Raw genomic sequence first — 18931 nt, 5'->3', positions numbered from 1 at the left:
CTTCTACTTTATAATTGTTGTTGCGCTTTGGCAATCGCCTTTCGTAATCCCAACGCAACCTCGGATTGCTCAGGTACCATGCTCAACAGTTTTTGCCAGTAATCGATAGCTTCCTGAAAATGTCCTCCAAGATAGGCGTTCATCGCCAGAAAAGTCAACGCGTCAGGTTGGTCGGGATTTTTTCGCAACACCCTCTCAATCAGTGTTCTGCCCTCTTCATCAAGTCGCCGATGATTCATTTGCCACAGGGTCTGGACATAGTTTATAGTGGTTAATTCATCATCCGGCTTTAATTGCAGCGCTTTTTTATAAGCATCATGCGCCTGCTGCCATTCATTCCGGCTGGCATAAAGCCTTCCCAACAAATACCAGCCCCTTGCGCTGTCCGGATTGTCATCGAGATGCCGGCGTAATTTTTGTATTAATTCATCCGGGCTTTTGATGCTGCTCAATAACGCTTTGACTTGTTGTTGCCGGGCTTCCGCACGGGTAAATTCACGCCATGAAAACCATGCTCCCCATTGCAGATATCCCAAAACAGCCAGAGCACTTATTAGCGGGATCAAAACGAACGGTAGTTTGCCGGAACGTCTTAGTGCCAGGTAGATAACAACCCATGCCAGAACAAGCATGCCCGCGAAACAAAACAGGAACCATTTTTCATTCATTGGAAACTCGCCTTAAACAGGTGCGCCAGAAAATCATCAATCCTGACAACAGAAAAAGCAATGGACCAAACCACAACAGCATCGTGATCGTTTTTACCGGCGGTTTAAACAAAATAAAATCACCATAACGAGCGGTTAAATAATGACTGATTTCGCTATCGCTTTTTCCTTCTTTAATCAGCGTGTAAACCTGTCCTTTCAAATCCCTGGCCAGATCAGCGTTGGAATCAGCCAAATCCTGATTCTGACAAACCAGACAGCGCAACTCTTTTAACAACTGATTAAATTGAACTTCCTGTTTTTTATTGTCAAACGGATACAGGCTGTCGGCCTGCAAAGGGAGGCTGAATAATAACACTATGAGCAAGACGGCACAGGCAAATCCCTTCTTCATGATTCATCCTTTAATTGTTTCACCAGCGGCAAAACATCCTTTTGCCAGGTTGTTTCATCCAGAACACCCGCATGCCGATATCGAATGATCCCCATTTTATCGACAAGAAAAGTCTCCGGAGCACCATATACGCCCAAATCAATGGCGACACGCCCTGATTTATCCTCGGCAATGGCGCGATAGGGATTGCCCCATTCCGTCAACCAGCGCTGAGCATTCTGACTGTCGTCTTTGTAATTCAAACCATAAATCGGCACACCTTCTCTGGCAAGACGCAAGAGAAAAACCTGTTCGTCAACACAGGCCGCACACCAGCTGGCCCAGACATTCAATAGCGCCACCTGCCCTTTCATCTCTTCCGATGTGAATGAAGAATCAGGCTCACCGAGAACAGGCAACTGAAATGCCGGCAAGGCTTGTCCGATACGACTGGACGGCAGTTTTTTCGGATCAAGGGAAAGTCCTCGCCAGAAAAACAACGCCATCAAAACAAACAATACCAAGGGAATAAATCGCCAGCGCAATAATTTCATCAAGTGCCCTCCACATCGCGGTGTTCTCTGACTGATCGCTGTTTCACATAATAACGACGATCAGACAACGCCATCAGGCCGCCGGCAAGAATCAGAAACCCGCCTCCCCAAATCCAGCGTACGAAAGGTTTAAAATAGAGGCGGACTGACCAGGCTGTATCACCAATTGGCTCACCAAGCGCAATATAAATATCGCGAAAAGGATTGACGTCAATGGCGGATTCGGTCATGGCCATCTGACCGACGTTGTAGATTCGCTTCTCCGGATATATATCCCGTACACGCTGACCCCGATTAATTGTAAAATGAGCGCGAGTTCCATGATAATTCGGTCCCGCCAGAGCGGTTTCACCGATAAAATGAATCGTATAACCGGCAAGTTCCGCTTTCCCGCCCGGAGCCAGTCTGACGTCATCCTGAATGCCATACCCGGTTGATACGGCAATACCAATTACCGTGGCAGCAACACCGCAATGCGCAAGAACCATTCCCCAGAACGACTGCCCCAGGGCCAGAAGTCCTCCACGCTGCCTGCTCCGTGAGACAACAAGCTTACCGGTACTCAACATAATCCAGAACGCGACGATAAGTCCTGTCAGAACATTAAAATGAATCGTACCGACCAGTAAAAACAACAAAAGCATCGGTAACAACACACTGACAGCCAACACAGCAGATAACCGCTTCATTACGGTTCCAAAATCATCTTTTTGCCATTTCAGATGAATTCCAAAGCCCATCAACAAAAACAATGGGATCATCAACGGCACAAAAACCGTATTAAAATAAGGCGCCCCAACCGACAGTTTTCCCAATCCCAAACCGTCAATCAGCAAAGGATAAATAGTTCCCATCAATACCGTAAGCATGGCCACGGCAAGAAACACATTATTAAGAAGCAACGCGCTCTCTCTTGAAACCGGTGCCGGGTTTTCACGCCGTTGCAAGGTCTGGCAACGGCAAGCAAACAGGGTCAGTGACCCGCCAATGACGAATAAAAGGAAGCCGAGGATATAAAGACCGCGTTGCGGATCGACAGCAAAAGCATGAACGGAAGTCAACACACCGGAGCGAACCAGAAACGTTCCAATCAGGCTTAGGGAAAAAGCGGCTATTGCCAATAACAGGGTCCAGGCCATAAATTGCTGGCGTTTTTCACTGACGGCCAGAGAATGGATAAGTGCCGTGCCCGTTAACCAGGGCATAAACGAAGCGTTTTCAACCGGATCCCAAAACCACCAGCCGCCCCAACCCAGTTCCCGATAAGCCCACCAGCTTCCTAAAGTAATTCCCGCCGTTAAACAGCACCAGGCTGCCAGCGTCCAGGGTCTGGTCCATTTGGCCCACGACGATTCCAGCCGCCCCAACCAGAGAGCCGCGATGGCAAAGGCAAAAGCGACTGAAAAACCAACATACCCCATGTAAAGCATGGGAGGATGAAATAAAAACCCCGGATCCTGCAGCAACGGGTTTAAATCACGTCCCTCCGTGTGCAGAAGCTGAAACTGGCGGGCAAAAGGATTCGATGTCGTTAACAGAAACAGAATAAACCCGACACTCAGTAAACCAAGAATCACAAGTACCCGGACACGTATATCCTCCTCCAGGTTCTTGCTGCACAGGCTTACCGCCGCCATCCATAAACTTAATATCGCCACCCAGAGCAGCATGGAACCTTCATGCCCGCCCCATACCGCGCACAGTTTGTAAAACCAGGGTAAGGACCTGCTAGAATTGGTCAAAACGTAAACCACGGTAAAATCGTTTTGCAAAAAGGAAGCCGTCAGGCAAAGATAGGCGGCAGCCACGAAAAGAAACTGCCCCCACGCCAGCGATGGGGCTGCCGCAATCCACGCCCTGTTAGCACGCCACAAACCAAGCGTTGGAATAAAAATTAACAGACAGGAAAACACCAAAGCAAGTATCAATGCGAATAAACCAAGCTCAGCGAGCATTCAACCTCCTTTTTGACCGGATTTAACCGATTTCGCCAGGGCGTCTTTGACCTCCGGCGGCATATACTCAGCGTCATGTTTGGCAAGTACTTCCCTGGCGGTAAAATGCCGGTTATCAGTGACGGTTCCCAAAGCGACTATCCCCTGCCCTTCACGGAACAGATCAGGCAATATACCACGGTAACTAACCTCAATGGTTTTATTAAAATCGGTTAATTGAAATCGTACGGACAAATCATTGGAGTTTCGAACAATACTGCCATTAACCACCATGCCGCCGACGCGGATCAGGGACTGACCAGCCGCCTCACCAGCTGCCAGTTGTGTCGGTGTATAAAAAAGACTGATATTCTGACGAAGCGCATACATGACCAATGCGGTAACCACAGCCAGAGCCGACAGCATAAAAATCAGAACCATTATTTTTCGTTGACGGACCGGGTTCATAACCAGGATTGCCTAAACCATTGTTGTAATTTTTTGCGGGTTTGTTTGCGCTGCCATCGGATACCGATAAAATGAACGGCGAAAACCAGTGCCGCCAGGCCATAGGCAGGCCAGACATACATAAAATACCCGCCCATGGTCAGGGCGTGTAGCAACGTACTCATCGCGTTTCTCCTTCAACCAGTTCCCGGACCCATTGTTGTCTTCGTTCCCGCAATAATAAGTCCTGGCGCGCCTTATGGAGGATAACCCATGAACAATACAGGACAAATCCCAGTAACGACATCAATAAGGGATACAACATGGCGGCGGCAATCTTCGGTTTGGCAAATGCGGATAACGTCGCGCCCTGATGAAGCGTATTCCACCAGTAAACGGAATAATGAATAATAGGCAGATCCACCACACCAACCAGCGTTAATATCGCCACGACTTTATCACCCTGATCCGAATCGCTGAATGCCGAACGGGTTGCCAGAATGGCCACATACAAAAGAAACAGGATAAGTTCGGATGTTAGACGGGCATCCCATACCCACCAGGCTCCCCACATCGGCTTACCCCAGATACTTCCGGTCACCAGTGCCAGAAAGGCCATGGCGGCTCCAAGCTGGGCGATGACAGTCAGCATCAGGCCGGCCAGTTTAATACGCCATACGATCAACAGTACTGACAAAAACGCCATCCATCCATAAAGTGCCATGGACAGGAACGCGGATGGAACATGGATATAGATAATCCGAAAGGCGTCACCCTGCTGATAATCCGGTGGCGCGATAAATAAACCCCAACTCAATCCGGTCACCAGAAAAAACAACGCACCATAGCCCAAAACAGGCAGCCAGGAAGCAGTCCTGCGATAAAAAATCCTGGGGGAAGCAAGCTGATATAAAAATTTCCACATAGGGAACAAATAAGCCAGAAAAAAGAGGGATTTTACCACGCATCAGGGCGTGTCCTCAATTCATTTTTTGAACCGGAGAATGGATGAGGTACTAGTCAGCAAGGCTAATCCGAATGACAGCACTTATCGCCAGTGGCAAAAATGCCGCCGCCAGAATGGATAACGCCAGCAGGATCGCGAGGAAGCCACGGACTTCGACCCCATACATGGCGGCGTTTAGCGTACCGCTGCCAAAAATCATAACCGGCAAGGCAAGCGGCAACAAAATAAGGGCGATTAAAACCCCTTTTTGCTGCATACCCGTATTAAACGCCGCAGCCAGAGCGCATAAGAAAATAATAGCCGGGGTTCCCGCCACGAGACTGGCTATCAAAACCACCGTTTCATACCCTGATAGTGAAAACAACACGGCAACAAGCGGACAAAGTAGTAGCATGGGTAATAAATTCAACAGCCAGTGAACACTTATTTTGGCACCGACAATAAGACTCAGCGATTCTCCTGACACCAGCCATTGCTCAATGACGCCCTCTTCATAATCCTGCTGGAAAAGTCGTTCCGACGCCAGGAGTGAAGCCAGCAGCATGGCCGTCCATACCAGACCGGGTACAATCCTGCGCATCAACATGCTGTCAGGAGTCATGGTCAGGGGAAAAAACACCGTGATCATAAGAAAAAAAATAGTAGTGTACAGTAGCCCTCTGGGCTGGCGGATATGCAGGAGTATTTCGCGATGACATTGTTTTGCAAACAATTTTCCGGCCGGGATCACAACCAATACTCCTTAACCGGGACAGGTGATTCCAGTAAGGCCTGGTGAGACGTCATCACAATCATACCCCCAGCTTCCACATGCCTTGTCATCAAGACTATCAATGCCGATTGCGCCGCAGCGTCCAGAGCCACCAGGGGTTCGTCCAACAACCAGAGGCGGGTTTTCCCCATCGCGAGGCGCAGCAAGGCAACCCGTCGTTTTTGTCCGGCTGAAAGCTGGCCGCACAATCGTTGTGCAACGGCCTGTAATTCAAAACGGGACAGTAAATCATCAACAACGCCCTCTCCCCCGTTCAGGCATAAATCAAAGAGGCAATTCTCACGTACGGTAAGCAGAGGGTTCAACCCGGATTTATGGCCAACGTAGCAAAGTGATTGCCGGTAGTCCGACAGATTGTCATGTATGGAACGGCCATGAAAGCGAACCTCTCCGGCCAAAGGAAATAAAAGACCCGCCAACAAGCGCAGCAAGGTTGTTTTACCGGTGCCGTTCGCTCCTCGCAAATGCAGCCATCCCCCTTCCTGCAAGGAAAAACACACGTCATCCAGCAATGGCTGATAATGATAATCAAAAGTAAGGCCGCGCACCTCAAGCATAAATAACAGGATATCGTTTGAAAGTGGCAGACTATCCGTTATTCCTCACGCTGGCAAGTGGCAAAAAACACAATCCGCAATATCCCCTTGCACCAAATGGTATACCCGGTAATAATTTTGTTTTTGATCCCGGACAAATAGGACTCACGATGGAATTTCTTTCACAATATGGTTTGTTTTTACTCAAAATAGCGACGCTGGTCATTGCCATTCTGGTTCTTGCCGCCGGTATCATCGCCATAGGCCGCAAACCGCGTTCAAAAATTGAAGTGACGTCATTAAACAAAAAATATACGGAACTACAGCATCGTATGCTTCATGAAGTCAAAGACCATAAAAAAGTAAAATCCAAAGTCAGCAAAAAAGATAAAAAAATCGCGAAAATGAAACCCAGTCTTTTTGTTATTGATTTTCATGGCGATATAAAAGCGTCCCAGACGGAAGAATTACGTGAAGCCATCACCGCGATTTTAATGATTGCAGATGACAAAGACGAAGTTTTGGTGAGACTGGACAGTCCTGGCGGCATCGTTAATGGTTACGGGCTGGCCGCTTCCCAGTTACAACGCATCCGCGATAAAAAAATTCATCTTACCGTAGCTATTGATAAAATGGCCGCCAGCGGCGGTTATCTGATGGCTTGTGTCGCAAATCGCATTATAGCGTCCCCTTTCGCCATTATTGGCTCTATCGGTGTCGTCGCGCAGATCCCCAATTTCCATCGCTGGCTCAAGCAACACGATATTGATTTTGAATTGTTTACCGCCGGTGAGTTCAAACGAACAGTCACGCTTTTCGGGGAAAATACCGAAAAAGGCAAACAAAAATTTCAGGAAGATTTGGAACTCATTCATAAGGCGTTTCGGGAATACGTTCTCTCCAATCGTCAGCAACTGGATATCGATAAAGTATCAACCGGAGAACATTGGCTGGGTAAGGACGCCTTTGATCTGAGACTGGTCGATTCCCTAAAAACCAGCGATGAATTCCTGATGAACAAATTAACCGATTTTAATGTTTTTCAGATTACGGTACATGCCAAACATTCCGTGGCTGACCGCATTTTAAAACCTTTGACAAAAGCCTTGCACCCCTGGGCTTAATATATAGTTTTAATTTATGATGCAGTAAAAGCCAGGTGCAGATAAACTGCGGAACGTATATACTTAATAAATATAAACAAAAAAATATTTGGAGCATGACATGAGCGATTTCAAATCAAAATTACCTGATCTCAAGGAAATTTCTTCAATCGCTACCAAACTGTTTAAAGATGTTAAAACCAGCGTTGGCGAAATCATTGATGACTATAAGCAAAAACGTGAAGCGCAGGCACAAGCCGAAGAAAAGGAATCCGCTGTAAAGGAAACGAAAGCGGCCGCACAACCTGCCACACCCAAAAAAGAAACGCCGGCCAGTGAAGAAAAAACAGAAGAAGTAAAAACCGGTAAAGCAAATACTTCCGACAAGAGCGCTGAAGAACCCAAACAAGACAATTAATGCGTCAGTATTCTTTTCAGTTCCTGTTGTATTTTGTCGGGCTGCCATTGGCAACCCGGCCTCCTTACAGGCTATGGTACTTTACAAAAAAATTGTGCAAAGAGCCTTAACCAGTAGTTTTAGCAGATTTTTTTGTGTCCGGCTTTTTGCCGCTTTTCCCTTTCTCCGGCACTTTTGAAATCAACAATATCCTCAGCCAGACAATTGCGATAATGGATGCGATGATGCTGATTATCAGAGAACTGAAAATAAGGAACAATAAATCAGTGTTTTTTTGAATGTGCTTTGACGTCATAATGCTGATGGCAAGAACATTCCTTATAAACTGATCAATAGGCTCCATAATTTTAGCCTTCATTGTAGAGTAAGATTTGTTAAACATGATTTCCTGAGCCAGAGCAAGTTTATCCGGAGGAGATAAGGCCATATCAGTAGGCGTCAGATGATAGTTTTTTATGGATTGAAGATACAACTCTTGTGGTACCTGATAGGCACTCAAAACCAGTTTCATAGCCCTTAATTCCGTCTGGATTAAATCGTCCGAATGCTTTTTAGCAATGGTTAAAAGATGAAGATCTTTCCCGGTAACGCCCGGAATGGTTTTAAGCCTGGCTAAAATATTCTCCCGATTTTTATATATCAGTACTTCATCCCAGTAATTTTGCAAATACTCCACGTCGGAGGTCACTACAAACGATCGAGTTTGAGCCGTTAAAAAATTACTATACCTTCGTAACTCACTTGCCAGCTGGATAAGCTCTGCCTTATCCTTTTGAGCAAGTCTTTCAGCATCAATTTTATTGGCCAGAATAATCAGAAATACGAGACTGGCAATAGACAGGAACAAAAGAAACAGCCAGAAAGCAATAATCCGGTTTACAAGATTGATCCCATCCTTAAAAAACCTGTGGGCCATTTTAAGCTCCCCTAACAATGATGGCTAGTATGTAAAACAGTGATAAATAACCTGTAATGGTAATTAATAACAAATAAGTAATAATAAAAAGATTTCTGCTTTGCACCAGCGAGGAAATATTGCCAAATTTTAGAAAAGTTCCTCCAAAAAGAAAAAGCGTCAAGATAAAAGCATGCGGCAAAAAATAGATGAAACGCATTACCGGATTAAGATCTTCCGCGTTTGAGGTGTTTACTTTTTCCAAAAAGGGGATAGTGCAATAATCTTTGGTTAACTTTAAATAAAACATGGCATTAATAATCGTAAACAACAAAAACATTAACCCGAACCACTGCAACGCTTTGGACGGATTAAGTCCGTAATCCCAAAAATTCCCGGAAAGAACTCCTCTTAGGTACTGATTTTGATGCTGATACTTCATAGAATAAAATTCTTTATAAAGTCTCTCATAACTTTGAGTTAAACCGTTTTTTTTAAAATGCTGCATCAAGGCAGTATAAGTGCTCTCTTTCTGTTGATAGCTGGTTGTCGGAGGAAAATACAGGCTGAAATTATCATAACGTAAATGCAGTTTACTCACATTCGTACCTATGATATTTAACTGGATTTTTTTCTTTTGATTAGCGGAAATCATGGTTGAAAGATCAATAATTCCTTTAGTGACCTGGATATTGCTGAGATTTAAAACACCATCAATGGCGGTATTTTTCAGATTGACATAATTTTTGAAGGACGCATTGGAAAGATCCAGTCCACCATTAAAATTGGCTAAGTGAAAATTGACTTTTTTATCAAATATTGAGCGCGTAAAGGATACCTTCTTGCTAAAGGTAGCGCCTTCAAAAGACACGTCACCATTAAAAATGACACTATTAAACCGGGCGTTACCTTCAAATGTGGAACCTGTAAAATCAGCAGTTTTGTAGAATTTACTTAAACTGAAATTACATATTGCCAGGCATTTCATTTTATAAAAGACGGCTTCCTCCAAAAAATGATTACTTTTGAATAAGCCCGCTTTTTGCAAGATCGCTCGATAGGTTTTTACATTGTTTTCAAAAAAATTCCACGAGATAATTACAGATTTGCGGGTAACAAGGTTATCAAGATAAATGCTGCCTTTAAAATGGGATAGTCGAATATCTAAAGGCTCCTCAACATAAGCTGTACTGATGGAAACATTATTTAGAAATCTGGTGTTCGAATAAAAAACCGGTTTATTTATTATTGTGGAATTAATGGTAACCGCATCAGCGATCACTTTTTTTTCCGAGAAATTTTGTGTTGGTAAAATTTTAGGTGAATTTAAGATATAATCATTTAACTTACTGTAATCAGAAGCCGAATCGCCGAACAATACCTGCGGCAAAAAACATATTAAAGCAACTATCAACGGCCTGAATTGAAAAACAGCAAAAATCATATTCTTTCCTGAATAGTAACGAATAGATCATTCATCCTGTCTCCCCGGATTATCTTCCCGGTCACGCTCTTTCCGGCCTCGTCAGCCCATATTTACGCATTTTTTCTACCAGCGTTGTACGGCGCATATTCAGGTAACTGGCGGCATGGGCAACAACCCAATCGGATTCATCAAGCGCCTGGCTAATGATAGCCAACTCCGTTTTAACCAAATGCTCTTTCAGGTCAATGCCATCAGAACCGGTTTGCTCCTGACCGACGATACCCAGTAATGTTTCTCTCTCATTATTCATTAATCCATGAGCCGAGGGCGCGTTGTCTACTTTAAACCGCCTGGGAAGATCATTTCTGTCCACAATTCCATTGGGATAAAGAATGGTAAGCCGCTCTACCAAATTGGCCAGTTCACGGACATTCCCCGGCCAATGATAATGGCTGAGCGCATCTAGCGCGCCAGGGAGCAAGCGGACACCCGGTCTCTTCTCGCCTTCCACCCTGGAAATCAACTCGTTCAATAACAGGGGAATATCTTCCTTTCTCGCTCTCAGCGGTGGCATATCAATAGGAAACACATTCAAACGATAAAAAAGATCTTCCCGGAATTTACCTTCTTTGATAGCCTGTTCCAGGTTGCGGTGCGTTGCGGCGATAATCCGAACATCAACATCAATGCTGCGATTACTTCCCACCCGTTCAAAACAACGTTCCTGCAGCACTCGAAGTAATTTGACTTGCATGGCTAAAGGCATATCGCCTATTTCATCCAGAAAAAGAGTACCGCCATTGGCCAATTCAAAGCGGCCTTGTCTTGACGTAATTGCCCCGGTAAACGCCCCTTTCTCATGTCCGAACAGTTCACTTTCCAGCAACTCGCTGGGTATGGCGCCGCAATTAATCGGAACGAAGGGCTTGCCGGCGCGAGAGGACAGCGCGTGGATATTACGGGCAACCACTTCTTTTCCTGTCCCGGATTCACCAAGCACCAGAACGCTTGCTTCCGTATCAGATACCTGTTCTATTAATTTTCTTACTTCACGAATCGATTCACTGCTACCCACCAGACTGCGAAACAGCTGCATATCATTATGGCCTGCCGGCATCACCGCTGATCTTTCCAGTACAATCTGACATTTATGAAGCGTTTCCAGCATTTGGGAATAACTGAATGGAAACTGCATGGTTGCGATAATATTTCTGGAAAAGTTAGCGGATTGCTTCGCAGGGCCTGGTCCGACAAGAATAAAGGGAATATTTGCAGAGTTTTTTGCCAGCTGCTGAATAAGCTCCAGACTGTCCTCATAATTCTCGGCAACACCTACTACCACCGTCAGCAAGTTGGTCAGTGATATCGACTCGGCATTCTTATAACTGGTTAGCTCACATTTTTTACCAATAAAATCAAGGATTGTACCCAATTTTTCACGTCGTTCCAGATTATCGTCAATGACTAAAACAATCTCATTTTCACTCATAATACTTGTCCTTAAGTCTACGTCTTCATAATTGAGTATTGGTTAGCAATCATTAACCTGTCAAATAAATGGCATTTTTTTTTGCTTGTGCCATAAACATCACTTGTCAACGTGTTTATTCAGGGTCTCTAGCCCCCGAAATAAAAAAATGGCTGCTCTGCCGCCTCTCCCGCTAGCGATAACAATCTATTTCCCTAAACGCATTGCATTCCTTACCAAAGCATAATTTCTGATTACCAATAGCTTTGGTAGCATAAATTTCTCTTTCTATGGAATAATGTCTGGCCTTTAGATAGCCCATACGCCTGCAAAAAGAATGTGCGGCTTTCCGTCCGCAACCGGCTTCTCCATCATAACACCAGTCCACCCGGTAATGGTTAAAACGGGGATAGACAAAACGACGTAATTGATAATGATAGGATTGCGGCGGGTTACGCGAAACATTCCCGACGCAACGAATGGTTTTAAAACCGTTACACCGCCATCCCACACAACGATCTGGAGAACCAAGGTAGTTGGTTAATCCGACATTATGATCCATGATCTCATGATCCGCCTTTTCATATCCCATCAATTGGCAATAACGCGTAGCCATGGCCATACCGCATGTTTTGCTATCCATGGAACAGTAGGCCAGACGCTGTCCATGATAGACAGGAAGCCAGAAAGTGCGATAGTAATTCTCTTTTTTATTTGCTGCCGACAAAATACCTGAAAACAAGACACAAAGAACAATTAAAATCATATTGCGGTAAAAATTAATCATAATAACAATCCATTAGCAGCTTACCTTCCATGTTATCGTATGCCTGTCGGCAAAAAAAGAGGATGGTGGAGATAAAATCAGCCGGTTGTGGTGAGTAGCAGAGCGGTCATTAATGAAACTTTGGATCCGGATGCTTCGGCGCATTTTTGCTTCACGTTGTCAAATATCAACAAGTCCAGGCTCCGGCCTGCCTTTAGATTTTAAAAAAGGTTTGTTACGATGGGTTGGTTCGGTTGAGTTTATCATTGCAATTTCTGGTATTTCTCTTCTTTCAATCTATTCATATTAATCATAGGAGCTTGTTTTATGACAGCGCAAAATCAACCGGTTTATTTACGTTTAACCATTCGTGATGCTGATAATAATGAAATTTTTTTCTCAAACGAAAACGAGTCACTGCAACCTGTAGAAGTCACTCCCGGCCAAAGCCAGATATTCCCGAGAATAGAAGAATTGCTGCCGTCGATGCAGGTTGGTGAACGTAAAAACCTGACGCTGAAAAAAGAGGACGCTTTTGGAGATATTATCAAGGAAGCGGTACAAGTAATTCCGGTTTCCAATCTACCTGAACAGTTAAGAGAACCCGGGGCAAAGGTATCTGCGCCCACTGAAAATAACCAGACCATAAATGGTACCGTAGTTGCGGTTGATCAGGACAACGCCAAGATTGATTTCAACCATCCTCTGGCAGGAAAAACAATAGAAGTTGATTTTGTGGTCGTGGAAAAACCCTTTTAGAAAATCTTCTTTATCAGGCCGTGTCGTGACGGCACGGCCCTGGCATTAACAAAATTACCCCATCCAATGCGCGACGACTATTTAAACTAATCGGTTAATATTGCCTTAATTTATTATATGTACAATTATAGGGCAAATTTAGTGGATTTAAATATTCAGGAGTCGTATACATGCCATTAACCAGAGACTTAATTAAAAAGAAAACGATTGAAACGGAAAAAAAAGTAAAAATCCTGGATCTTGCAAGGCTTGACGTTACTGACGATGATATTCCGCTTGTTTGCGACTATTTACAAGAAAATCCGGAAATCATCGGTGTTGATCTCTCTCACAATAGCATCCATGCACAGGGAATCGCTCAGTTAGCAGAAATTAAAACCATTGAATACCTGAATTTAAGTCGTAATTTTGGTGTGCGTAACGATGGTGCTTATGAACTCGCCAGGATGAACAATCTCAAAGCCTTACGCGTTGAGTGGTGTAGCATAGAAAGAACCGGCGTTAAAGCATTAGCAACCCTGCCGTCGCTTCAGGCATTGGATGTACGGTCAAACTGCCTTACTTTTGAATCGGTCGCTGCCTTATTACAAAACCCTTCCCTCCGGGAACTGGCCATCAATGGAGGGGAAATTTTTGGTAAAGAAGCTCCCCCTAATCCCACATGGCTGGATTACCAAGTCGCATATAAAGCGGAATTTCTTGAGTTACTGAAAAAAAATACCCGTCTTACCACACTTGACATTACTGTTAACAAAGACGATTACGAATTGTCGAAAGAGGAAGAAGACGTTATCGAATCCATCCTCAAGCGAAACCAAGCCATGATTGCCGCTGACACCATTGCCCAGGACGTTAGAACCGGTGGGCAGTTTTCATCGCTGCCTGTAGAACTCAGTGCGTTGATTCTATCTGATTTAAGAACAGGCATTGAAGACACGCCTGAAAAGAAAAAAGAAATCTATCATGACACATTGCGCTATTTAAAAAATACCATCCAATATCAGGATACCTTCAAACAAAAATCACAAATCTCTGTCGGGACAACGGATGAGATAACGACACCGACATCCATACAGGAAATAGAGGAATATCCGGAAGAATCGTTGACTGAGGAAACGCGTATGGATTGTCATCCTTCTCCTGCATCATCCCCTGCCGGGAAAAAACAAGGTGGTTGGCTGACTCTTCCGTTTTTCAGGGCTCGGCGGCCTGAAGGGGAAGGAAGCAGCAAGGATGCGGGTTATCTTTTCACTCCTAAATCAGGCGGATAAAAAGCAGGTGCTTTGCCCCTTTTTGTAGTGTTTCCTGTAGCCCGTCATGGAGGCAAAGCCGAAATGCGGGACAATGTTCACTTGGGCACACCTGTTCTCCTGCTGCAATATTGGGACATGAAACCCGCAATACGGCCTCAGGCCTCCTTACGGGCTACGGTTCTTTTACAAAAAACATGTAGCCCGTCATGAAGGCGGAGCCGAAATGCGGGACAACGTTCACTTCACTTGAGCGCTCACCTGTTTTCCTCCTGCGGTTGAGATGAGTGTTGACAAAGCCTGGTATCTGCGCTTAATGTCCAAAAAAATGTCCGAGCCGTTTCTCAGCCGCCCGTTTCTCCAAACGTTCATTGGTGTGTGCTTTAACAGGAGTAAAGAGTTGATGATGCGAAACCGCGGCGGGGATTTGTTGTAACACCTGCTCCGCCTGTTTCAGGATTTTACTCAGCTGATGATCGAATTGCTTTCCGGCATTCATTTTTTGATATAGCTGCGCGGAAAGCGTCATACCATGCTGGATGGCCTGAAAAAATTGGGAAACAGGGCCGCGCAACGCGGCAATGTGATCAAATATGGGGCCGATAGCCGCCCTTTTATTTAATTCTCCCAAGCGGTTGCCGAGTTTTTCAAGCAACGCCAGCGCTTTTTTTTGCTGATCGGAGGCCTTTTGCAGCCCGCGGGAAAAGGTTTTGTATCCCGTACTGACACGATGCGCCGTTTTTGAAGTATGCTCATGATTTTTTCGGTAGCGGTATGCGATTTTAAGCAAGGAGCTGACCAGTTCATTCAAGGCATACAACAGTTGATGCAAATCCTCATTGCCCAAAGCAAAGGCTAAACGTTCGAGATTGGCGGTGGCAGAATATTGCGGCCCTATTCCTAAAACCTGCAACAAAGTTTGTTCCAGATTTACGAGTCTTGACAGCACGTTTTGCATATCCAGCCGAAACTGGAGAATGTACTGCAGGGTATGGATTTGAAACTCCGGCGGCACATCGGACATATCGAGGTTATCGGCATCGGCCAGCACCGCCTCCAAAATGCTCGAGACACCGGATAACGCCTGATCAGTTTGTTGAACCAGTGCTTCCATATCGTTGATTGAGCTATCGTTCATGGTCATTTAATAGCTTACCCATACCTTTTTTTCACCCAGTAGATCGCCAAGGAGCGTAATCAAATCATCGCTGGGAGCAACCTGCCATTCCTGTGCCAGATTCAGCGTGGCCCTGGCGTTTTGATTGGCGTATCGAATCTGGACCACACACTGGCCTTGATGCGCCTGGAAAATAGATTGCAGGGTTGGCAAAAGGCTACTGTTTTCAGGCCCCAGCGCCAATGTCAAACATTTCGCAAAACGGCTTCGGGCATCTTCAACCGTGTACAATTGCGCGGCGGTCATTCTGATGCCTCCGCTGTAGTCGTCATGACTGATTTCACCTTCCACAACGATAATTTTCCCGCTTTGAATTTCAAACGACAAGGCGTCATAAACTTCAGAAAAAACAACCACATCGAGTCTTGCCAGACGATCTTCCATTGTCAGAATGGTGAGTTTTTTACCGCGCTTGGTCAGAATCCTTTTAACGGCCAAAACCAGGCCGCACACCCACGCCTTCTTGCTGGTCGAGGGATTTAATTGATTAATGGGCGTCATAAATGCCATAAATTCTACCGCGTACTGATCAACGGGGTGACCGGTCAGATACAGGCCCAATGTCTCCTTTTCACCTTCAAGCCGCTGACGATCAGACCAGGGCGGACATGTCTGATAATCTTCCTCGTTGACAGAATCGTCGAGCAAGGAAAATAAATCCGTTTGTCCGCTATGTTGATTTTGCTGCTGTTTCTCGGCCAGCTTCAACGCTTTTTCAAGTGACGCAAAGATAACGGAGCGCTCTACACCCCAATCATCCATCGCACCGCTTTTGATTAACGCCTCCAGAACGCGGCGATTGACTTTTCTTAAATCAAGTCGTTGGCAAAAATTGAAAAGCCCCTGGTATTTGCCGACCTGCTTGCGTTCGTCAATAATGCAGTTAATGGCCGACTCCCCCACGCCTTTAATCGCACCCAGACCATACAATATGGTCTGTTCATCTCTCGTCGTAAACTGATATAAAGACTCGTTCACGGCGGGCGGAAGAACCTTGAGTTTCATCTGGGCGCATTCCCCGATGAACGTCACCACCTTATCGGTATTATCCATATCGGAGGACATAACAGCCGCCATAAAGGCCGCCGGATAATGTGCTTTCAACCAGGCCGTCTGATAGGCAACCAGGGCGTAGGCCGCGGAATGTGATTTGTTAAAACCATAACCGGCAAATTTTTCCATCAAATCAAAAATATGCGTGGCAACGCTTTCCTCTACACCACGCCCTGTCGCGCCTTCCACAAAAATAGCGCGTTGTTTCGCCATTTCCTCAGGTTTTTTCTTACCCATGGCACGACGTAGCAAATCAGCGGCACCCAGCGTGTAATTCGCCAGAACCTGCGCTATTTGCATGACCTGCTCCTGATAGAGAATGACTCCGTAGGTTGGTTTCAGGATAGGCTCCAAATCAGGGTGGGGGTATTCCACACTGGCACGACCATGCTTGCGGTCGATAAAATCATCGACCATCCCGGATTGCAACGGACCGGGCCTGAATAAAGCCACCAGGGCGATAATATCTTCAAAGCAATCCGGTTGCAGTCGGTGGATCAACTCTTTCATACCACGGGACTCCAACTGGAAAACAGCCGTGGTCTGACAGGATTTTAACAAGTCAAAGGTCTTTGAATCATCGGTTGGAATCAAGGAGATATCAACAATCTCCTCGCCTGCTTCTCTTTTTTGACGATTAACCGTTTGCAAAGCCCAATCAATAATCGTTAACGTACGAAGTCCCAGAAAATCGAACTTCACCAGCCCGACCGCTTCCACGTCATCCTTGTCAAACTGGCTGACTATCTGCGTGGAGCCCTGTTCACAATAAATAGCGGTGAAATCCGTCAGTCTGGACGGCGCGATAACCACGCCTCCGGCGTGCTTGCCGGCGTTGCGGGTAATACCTTCCAGCTTTCTGGCCAGATCAATAAGTTCCCTGACCTCTTCCTCCTCGTCGTAGCGACGTTTGAGCTCCTCTTCATCCTCAAGTGCCTTTTTAAGGGTAATACCGATTTCAAAAGGAATTAATTTGGCTATTTTGTCAACAAAGCCGTAAGGATGGCCTAAAACCCTGCCCACATCCCGAACGACGGCTTTGGCAGCCATGGTGCCGAACGTGATAATCTGGGAAACACTCTGCCGGCCATATTTCTCAGCGACGTATTCAATAACCCGATCACGCCCCTCCATGCAAAAATCAATATCAAAGTCGGGCATGGACACGCGCTCAGGGTTTAAAAAGCGCTCAAAAAGCAATTCGTATTGCAAGGGATCCAAATCGGTAATCTTTAAGGCGTACGCAACCAGGGATCCCGCACCGGAACCACGTCCCGGGCCTACAGGCACACCATTTTGCTTGGCCCATTGGATAAAGTCGGCAACAATTAAAAAATAACCGGGAAAGCCCATGCTGTTGATGACATCCAGTTCTATCTGTAAACGCTTGTCGTAGGGGATCCGGGCTGTGGCAATCTCGTTTGCCGGTTGATGTCTGAAAATATGGGCAAGCCTCTCTTCAAGCCCTGTTTTCGACAACTCCGACAAATAGTTTTCTATGGTTAAATCCGCGGGGATGGGAAAGGATGGCAGGTAATTATTACCCAGATTCAATGCCACCGTGCAGCGTCGACTTATTTCTACGGTATTGGCAATGGCCTGCGGCAAATCCTTAAAGAGTTCAACCATCTCACTGGCCGTGCGCAAATACTGGTTCGCATGATAATTCGGACTGCGCCTCGGATCCGCCAGCGTATACCCATCGTGAATGCAAACGCGTGCTTCATGAGCCTCAAAATCCTCGCGATCAATAAAACACACATCATTGGTCGCTGCCAAAGGCAGTTTCAATTGCTCAGCCAGTTTTACAACACGTTCATTATATAAAGATTCGTCACGGCGTCCGGTGCGTTGAATTTCAAGATAAAAACGATTGGGAAACATCGTGGCATAGTGCTTTGCCAAACTGCAAGCCGTTTCCTCGTCTCCTGCCAGCAACGCATTGCCAATTAATCCTTTTCGACCGCCAGATAACGCTATCAAACCGTCCGCGTATTCTTCCAGCCAGGCAAGATGTACTCTGGGTTGTCCCTGATGCTGCCCTTCCTGATAGGCTTTGGATATGAGGCACGTGAGATTGCGATACCCCGCTTCATTTTGACAAAGAAGCAACAGGGAAAAAATCTGTTCCGGATTGTCAGGATCATGACATGGCAGATCCGCCCCTAAAATTGGCTTGACGCCGTTATTAATCGCCGCCCTAAACACTTTAACCGCAGCAAACAGGTTACAGAAATCCGTCACGGCCACAGCATTCATTCCACGTTCAACCACGGCACTCATCAACGGTTTGATACGCACCATCCCGTCAATCATTGAAAATTCGCTGTGGACACGTAAATGCACAAATTCCGCTTGCATAGTA

Annotated in this window: 19 protein-coding genes; 4 read left to right on the top strand and 15 right to left on the bottom strand. The window is 45.7% G+C overall.

The window, feature by feature from the left end; all coding sequences use genetic code 11:
• Positions 1–8 precede the first annotated feature (8 nt).
• The 9 genes from CKW05_RS06575 to ccmA all read right to left on the bottom strand — a co-directional run bounded on the left by CKW05_RS06575 (position 9) and on the right by ccmA (position 6272).
• The gene (locus CKW05_RS06575) at positions 9–668 is read right to left on the bottom strand and encodes a tetratricopeptide repeat protein (protein ID WP_058482527.1); all 660 of its coding nucleotides are present in this window, start codon (positions 666–668) and stop codon (positions 9–11) included.
• Positions 661–1062 (bottom strand): cytochrome c-type biogenesis protein, encoded by a 402-nt coding sequence (locus CKW05_RS06570; RefSeq protein ID WP_058482526.1) that lies wholly within the window; start codon positions 1060–1062, stop codon positions 661–663. The genes CKW05_RS06575 and CKW05_RS06570 overlap by 8 nt, the downstream gene beginning before the upstream one ends.
• Positions 1059–1595, bottom strand: coding sequence for a DsbE family thiol:disulfide interchange protein (locus tag CKW05_RS06565; RefSeq protein WP_058482525.1), 537 nt, complete (start codon positions 1593–1595; stop codon positions 1059–1061). The genes CKW05_RS06570 and CKW05_RS06565 overlap by 4 nt, the downstream gene beginning before the upstream one ends.
• Positions 1595–3550, bottom strand: a complete 1956-nt coding sequence (locus CKW05_RS06560) for a heme lyase CcmF/NrfE family subunit (protein WP_058482524.1) — start codon at positions 3548–3550, stop codon at positions 1595–1597. Before CKW05_RS06560 ends, CKW05_RS06565 begins: the two co-directional genes overlap by 1 nt.
• Positions 3551–3997 (bottom strand): cytochrome c maturation protein CcmE, encoded by a 447-nt coding sequence (gene ccmE / locus CKW05_RS06555; RefSeq protein ID WP_058482523.1) that lies wholly within the window; start codon positions 3995–3997, stop codon positions 3551–3553.
• Positions 3994–4161, bottom strand: coding sequence for a heme exporter protein CcmD (gene ccmD, locus CKW05_RS06550; RefSeq protein WP_058482522.1), 168 nt, complete (start codon positions 4159–4161; stop codon positions 3994–3996). The genes ccmE and ccmD overlap by 4 nt, the downstream gene beginning before the upstream one ends.
• On the bottom strand, positions 4158–4901 hold the full coding sequence (gene ccmC / locus CKW05_RS06545) for a heme ABC transporter permease CcmC (RefSeq protein ID WP_058482521.1): 744 nt from the start codon (positions 4899–4901) through the stop codon (positions 4158–4160). The genes ccmD and ccmC overlap by 4 nt, the downstream gene beginning before the upstream one ends.
• Before the next feature lie 91 nt (positions 4902–4992).
• Entirely contained in the window at positions 4993–5673 is a 681-nt protein-coding gene (gene ccmB, locus CKW05_RS06540; protein WP_058482520.1) for a heme exporter protein CcmB, read from the bottom strand.
• Positions 5670–6272, bottom strand: coding sequence for a heme ABC exporter ATP-binding protein CcmA (gene ccmA, locus CKW05_RS06535; RefSeq protein WP_058482519.1), 603 nt, complete (start codon positions 6270–6272; stop codon positions 5670–5672). The genes ccmB and ccmA overlap by 4 nt, the downstream gene beginning before the upstream one ends.
• Before the next feature lie 149 nt (positions 6273–6421).
• Here ccmA and sohB point away from each other — a divergent pair, with 149 nt between their 5' ends.
• Positions 6422–7375, top strand: a complete 954-nt coding sequence (sohB, locus tag CKW05_RS06530; RefSeq protein ID WP_058482596.1) for a protease SohB — start codon at positions 6422–6424, stop codon at positions 7373–7375.
• Between the two features lie 100 nt (positions 7376–7475).
• Entirely contained in the window at positions 7476–7772 is a 297-nt protein-coding gene (locus tag CKW05_RS15305; protein WP_058482518.1) for a hypothetical protein, read from the top strand.
• 106 nt (positions 7773–7878) lie between these two features.
• Here the strand turns inward: CKW05_RS15305 and CKW05_RS06520 are convergent, their stop codons facing one another.
• The 4 genes from CKW05_RS06520 to CKW05_RS06505 all read right to left on the bottom strand — a co-directional run bounded on the left by CKW05_RS06520 (position 7879) and on the right by CKW05_RS06505 (position 12348).
• Positions 7879–8688 carry a hypothetical protein gene (locus CKW05_RS06520; protein ID WP_058482517.1) on the bottom strand — a complete coding sequence of 270 codons (810 nt, stop codon included), beginning with the start codon at positions 8686–8688 and terminating at the stop codon, positions 7879–7881.
• 1 nt (position 8689) lies between these two features.
• On the bottom strand, positions 8690–10111 hold the full coding sequence (locus CKW05_RS06515; protein ID WP_058482516.1) for a pentapeptide repeat-containing protein: 1422 nt from the start codon (positions 10109–10111) through the stop codon (positions 8690–8692).
• Positions 10112–10172: 61 nt separating this feature from the next.
• Positions 10173–11582 (bottom strand): sigma-54 dependent transcriptional regulator, encoded by a 1410-nt coding sequence (locus CKW05_RS06510; protein ID WP_058482515.1) that lies wholly within the window; start codon positions 11580–11582, stop codon positions 10173–10175.
• Between the two features lie 172 nt (positions 11583–11754).
• Positions 11755–12348, bottom strand: coding sequence for a hypothetical protein (locus CKW05_RS06505; RefSeq protein ID WP_058482514.1), 594 nt, complete (start codon positions 12346–12348; stop codon positions 11755–11757).
• Positions 12349–12654: 306 nt separating this feature from the next.
• On the opposite strand from CKW05_RS06505, the gene CKW05_RS06500 reads away from it, so the two are divergent.
• Both CKW05_RS06500 and CKW05_RS06495 read left to right on the top strand, forming a co-directional pair.
• Positions 12655–13086, top strand: coding sequence for an FKBP-type peptidyl-prolyl cis-trans isomerase (locus CKW05_RS06500; RefSeq protein WP_058482513.1), 432 nt, complete (start codon positions 12655–12657; stop codon positions 13084–13086).
• A 170-nt stretch (positions 13087–13256) separates the two neighbouring features.
• A complete protein-coding gene (locus tag CKW05_RS06495) occupies positions 13257–14357 on the top strand; it encodes a leucine-rich repeat domain-containing protein (RefSeq protein WP_058482512.1) in 1101 nt (366 codons plus the stop codon).
• A 292-nt stretch (positions 14358–14649) separates the two neighbouring features.
• Here CKW05_RS06495 and CKW05_RS06490 read toward each other — a convergent pair whose 3' ends face one another.
• Both CKW05_RS06490 and dnaE read right to left on the bottom strand, forming a co-directional pair.
• Entirely contained in the window at positions 14650–15474 is an 825-nt protein-coding gene (locus CKW05_RS06490) for a hypothetical protein (protein ID WP_065238370.1), read from the bottom strand.
• 6 nt (positions 15475–15480) lie between these two features.
• Complete coding sequence (gene dnaE, locus CKW05_RS06485; protein WP_058482510.1) at positions 15481–18927, bottom strand: DNA polymerase III subunit alpha; 3447 nt, start codon at positions 18925–18927, stop codon at positions 15481–15483.
• Positions 18928–18931 lie beyond the last annotated feature (4 nt).

Origin of the sequence: Legionella spiritensis (assembly GCF_900186965.1) — a bacterium.
In the GTDB taxonomy this organism is placed as follows: domain Bacteria; phylum Pseudomonadota; class Gammaproteobacteria; order Legionellales; family Legionellaceae; genus Legionella_C; species Legionella_C spiritensis.
The sequence above is the reverse complement of the archived record's forward strand: the minus strand, read 5'-3'. Positions and strand labels throughout refer to the sequence as shown.

What these genes read in the sequence shown, in the direction of transcription:
- ccmD (WP_058482522.1), bottom strand. Translation starts at nt 4,161, where the DNA reads ATGAGTACGTTGCTACACGCCCTGACCATGGGCGGGTATTTTATGTAT.
- CKW05_RS06560 (WP_058482524.1), bottom strand. Translation starts at nt 3,550, where the DNA reads ATGCTCGCTGAGCTTGGTTTATTCGCATTGATACTTGCTTTGGTGTTT.
- ccmA (WP_058482519.1), bottom strand. Translation starts at nt 6,272, where the DNA reads ATGCTTGAGGTGCGCGGCCTTACTTTTGATTATCATTATCAGCCATTG.
- CKW05_RS06520 (WP_058482517.1), bottom strand. Translation starts at nt 8,688, where the DNA reads ATGGCCCACAGGTTTTTTAAGGATGGGATCAATCTTGTAAACCGGATT.
- sohB (WP_058482596.1), top strand. Translation starts at nt 6,422, where the DNA reads ATGGAATTTCTTTCACAATATGGTTTGTTTTTACTCAAAATAGCGACG.
- CKW05_RS06565 (WP_058482525.1), bottom strand. Translation starts at nt 1,595, where the DNA reads ATGAAATTATTGCGCTGGCGATTTATTCCCTTGGTATTGTTTGTTTTG.
- CKW05_RS06490 (WP_065238370.1), bottom strand. Translation starts at nt 15,474, where the DNA reads ATGAACGATAGCTCAATCAACGATATGGAAGCACTGGTTCAACAAACT.
- CKW05_RS06495 (WP_058482512.1), top strand. Translation starts at nt 13,257, where the DNA reads ATGCCATTAACCAGAGACTTAATTAAAAAGAAAACGATTGAAACGGAA.
- ccmE (WP_058482523.1), bottom strand. Translation starts at nt 3,997, where the DNA reads ATGAACCCGGTCCGTCAACGAAAAATAATGGTTCTGATTTTTATGCTG.
- CKW05_RS06510 (WP_058482515.1), bottom strand. Translation starts at nt 11,582, where the DNA reads ATGAGTGAAAATGAGATTGTTTTAGTCATTGACGATAATCTGGAACGA.
- CKW05_RS06515 (WP_058482516.1), bottom strand. Translation starts at nt 10,111, where the DNA reads ATGATTTTTGCTGTTTTTCAATTCAGGCCGTTGATAGTTGCTTTAATA.
- CKW05_RS06500 (WP_058482513.1), top strand. Translation starts at nt 12,655, where the DNA reads ATGACAGCGCAAAATCAACCGGTTTATTTACGTTTAACCATTCGTGAT.
- dnaE (WP_058482510.1), bottom strand. Translation starts at nt 18,927, where the DNA reads ATGCAAGCGGAATTTGTGCATTTACGTGTCCACAGCGAATTTTCAATG.
- CKW05_RS06575 (WP_058482527.1), bottom strand. Translation starts at nt 668, where the DNA reads ATGAATGAAAAATGGTTCCTGTTTTGTTTCGCGGGCATGCTTGTTCTG.
- CKW05_RS15305 (WP_058482518.1), top strand. Translation starts at nt 7,476, where the DNA reads ATGAGCGATTTCAAATCAAAATTACCTGATCTCAAGGAAATTTCTTCA.
- ccmC (WP_058482521.1), bottom strand. Translation starts at nt 4,901, where the DNA reads ATGTGGAAATTTTTATATCAGCTTGCTTCCCCCAGGATTTTTTATCGC.
- CKW05_RS06570 (WP_058482526.1), bottom strand. Translation starts at nt 1,062, where the DNA reads ATGAAGAAGGGATTTGCCTGTGCCGTCTTGCTCATAGTGTTATTATTC.
- CKW05_RS06505 (WP_058482514.1), bottom strand. Translation starts at nt 12,348, where the DNA reads ATGATTAATTTTTACCGCAATATGATTTTAATTGTTCTTTGTGTCTTG.